At 72.4% G+C, this 2,983-nt stretch carries 3 protein-coding genes; all 3 read left to right on the top strand.

Translation table 11 applies throughout. The features are described from left to right. Positions 1-670: recombination regulator RecX (gene recX, locus ACFXMF_RS09040; protein ID WP_380020590.1), on the top strand; the 670-nt coding region annotated here is incomplete at its 5' end. Positions 671-816: 146 nt separating this feature from the next. Beyond that, on the top strand, positions 817-2,184 hold the full coding sequence (locus ACFXMF_RS09035; RefSeq protein WP_360312755.1) for an L-serine ammonia-lyase: 1,368 nt from the start codon (positions 817-819) through the stop codon (positions 2,182-2,184). A 163-nt stretch (positions 2,185-2,347) separates the two neighbouring features. Continuing rightward, positions 2,348-2,725 carry an STAS domain-containing protein gene (locus tag ACFXMF_RS09030; protein ID WP_379991995.1) on the top strand — a complete coding sequence of 126 codons (378 nt, stop codon included), beginning with the start codon at positions 2,348-2,350 and terminating at the stop codon, positions 2,723-2,725. Positions 2,726-2,983: the final 258 nt, after the last annotated feature.

Genomic DNA, 2,983 nt, shown 5'->3' with positions numbered 1-2,983 from the left:
CGTCCACGACGCGGACGAGCGGACCGCGAGTCGGCGGTCCGACGGTGATCGGGACGGGCGGAGCAAGCGGGACAGGCGTGAGCGGGCCGGGACTCGGGGCCGGACCCGCCGGGACACGCGCGCCACAAACGAGGACGACAGCGGGAACGACATCGAGGCCGGTGCCGAGGCGCTCGCCGATCCGGAGGCCACCGCGCGGGCGATCTGCCTGCGCCTGCTGACCGGGCGTGCCCGCACCCGGGCCCAACTGGCGGACGCGCTGCGCCGTCGGGAGGTGCCCGACGAGGTGGCGGAATACGTACTGGGCCGATTCACCGACGTGGGACTGATCGACGACACCGCCTTCGCGGGCGCGTGGGTCGACACCAGGCACACCGGGAAGGGGTTGGCCCGTCGGGCCCTGGCCCGCGAGCTGCGCCAACGCGGCGTGGACGCCGTCGTGGTGGACGAGGCGATCGCCCGACTCGATCCCGAGCAGGAGCTGGAGACGGCCCGGGCCCTGGTGGCCAGACGGTTGCCGGGCACGCGTGGCCTGGACCGGGACAAGCGCATCCGCAGGGTGGCGGGCATGCTCGCGCGCAAGGGATACGGCGAGGGCCTGGCCCTGCGCGTGGTCCGGGAGGCGCTGGATCAGGAGGCGGCCGACGAGGCCGACCGGGACCCGTGGTGATCAGGCTCCGCGGTGATCAGGGCCGGGCGGTCCCGGGACCGGAGCCGGTGACCTAGCCTGGGAGGGTTGTCCGAGCCGTCGGACCGCCACAAGCGCGTTCTTCGGAGCGCACACGTCCCTGCCGTCCGCTTGAAGGGCCATCCGCCTTGGCGATCAGTGTGTTCGACATGTTCTCGATCGGGATCGGCCCGTCGAGCTCCCACACGGTGGGCCCCATGCGCGCCGCGCGGATGTTCGCGCAGCGGCTCAAGAGCGAGGGCGTCCTGGACCGGGTCGCCTCCGTCCGGGTCGAGCTGTACGGCTCCCTGGGCGCGACCGGGCACGGGCACGGCACGCCACGCGCGGTGCTGCTCGGCCTGGAGGGTTATTCGCCGCGCACCATCGACCCGGAGGAGGTCGAGCCGGAGCTGGCGCGCATCCGCGAGTCGGGGATGTTGCGGCTGCTGGGCGTGCAGGACATCGCCTTCGACGGCGACCGGGACCTGGTGCTGCACCGACGCAAGTCGCTGCCGTACCACGCCAACGGGATGACCGCGTGGGCACGCGACGCGGACGGCACCGAGTTGCTCACCAAGACCTACTACTCGGTCGGCGGCGGCTTCGTGGTGGACGAGGACGCGGTCGGGGCGGATCGGGTCAAGCCCGACGACACCGTGCTGCGACACCCGTTCCGCACCGGCGACGAGTTGTTGCGGTTGACCCGGGAGACCGGCCTCTCGGTGTCCGCGCTGATGCTGGAGAACGAGAAGGCGTGGCGCACCGAGCCGGAGATCCGCGCCGAGCTGCTGGAGATCTGGCACGTGATGCGCGCGTGCATGGAGCGCGGCCTGTCCACCGAGGGCATCCTGCCCGGTGGGCTCAAGGTGCGCCGCCGTGCCGCGCGGACCGCCCGCACGCTGCGCGCCGAGGGAGACCGCCCCACGCACGCGATGGAGTGGGTCACCCTGTGGGCGATGGCCGTCAACGAGGAGAACGCCGCCGGCGGCCGGGTGGTCACCGCGCCCACCAACGGCGCCGCCGGAATCATCCCGGCCGTCCTGCACCACTACGTGGCCACCGTCCCGGGCGCGGACGAGGACGGCATCGTGCGCTTCCTGCTCGCCGCGGGTGCGATCGGCATGTTGTTCAAGGAGAACGCGTCCATCTCGGGCGCCGAGGTCGGCTGCCAGGGCGAGGTGGGTTCGGCCTGCGCGATGGCCGCCGGCGGCCTGGCGGAGGTCCTGGGCGGCACCCCCGAGCAGGTGGAGAACGCCGCCGAGATCGGCATGGAGCACAACCTCGGGCTCACCTGCGACCCGGTCGGCGGCCTGGTGCAGATCCCGTGCATCGAGCGCAACGGCATGGCCGGCGTCAAGGCGGTCACCGCCGCCCGGATGGCCCTGCGCGGCGACGGCCGGCACCACGTCTCGCTGGACAAGGTCATCAAGACCATGAAGGAGACCGGCGCGGACATGAAGACCAAGTACAAGGAGACCGCCCGGGGCGGCCTCGCGGTCAACATCATCGAGTGCTGAGCCCCGGTGCCGACCCCGGGTGCCGAGCCGAAGCGCCGGGACGAACACCGACACGGGCGCCCGGCCCGTCCCGACACCGGTGACGCACGGTGCCGGTGTCGCGTCGACGACCCGGCGGGGCACGTGAGGTGTGCTCCCGGAATCGAAGGGTAGGCATGCGCCCGTGAACGACGAGAGCGGTCCCCTCCTGGTGCAGGTATCGGCAGCCGGAGCCGGTCACACGTTGGTGACCGTGCACGGCGAGATCGATATGGACAGTGGTCCGATCCTGGACGACGCGCTGAGCCGACAGGTCTCGGCGGGCCTGAACCGCTTGTTGCTCGACCTGTCCTCGGTCGCCTTCATCGACTCGTTCGGCCTGCGGATCCTGGTCCGAGCCGAGCGGCGGGCCCGCGAGGCCGGCGGCTCCCTGCAACTGATCGCGCCGACCCGGGCGGTCGCCCGGGTGCTGCGCCTGACCGGCTTCACCCTGATGGTGGCCGTGCACGACACCGTGCAGCAGGCGCTCGTCGCCCAGGACAGTCCGGCCGGGCACGAGTAACGCACCTGATCAGCCGATCAAAAACAGTAAGAATGATGATCAAAATCCGGCGCAGGGGTGGCCGGATTCGATCATGCGCGCCACACTTGGAATGTCCGCGCGCCGGATGTTTCTGCTGTCGCCCGAAGGCCGTGGACCTGTGGCCGTGCCCCCCGGCGCCACCACGGCGGGGCGGGCGCCCCCGGTGCGGGGGTCGCGGGGGCCGGGGTGGCGGCCCCCCCGCCCCCCCACCCCCCCCGGGGCGGGTGGAACAACGCC

Origin of the sequence: Embleya sp. NPDC059213, assembly GCF_042754445.1 — a bacterium.
GTDB lineage: Bacteria > Actinomycetota > Actinomycetes > Streptomycetales > Streptomycetaceae > Embleya.
This window is presented reverse-complemented; position numbering and strand designations above follow the sequence as displayed.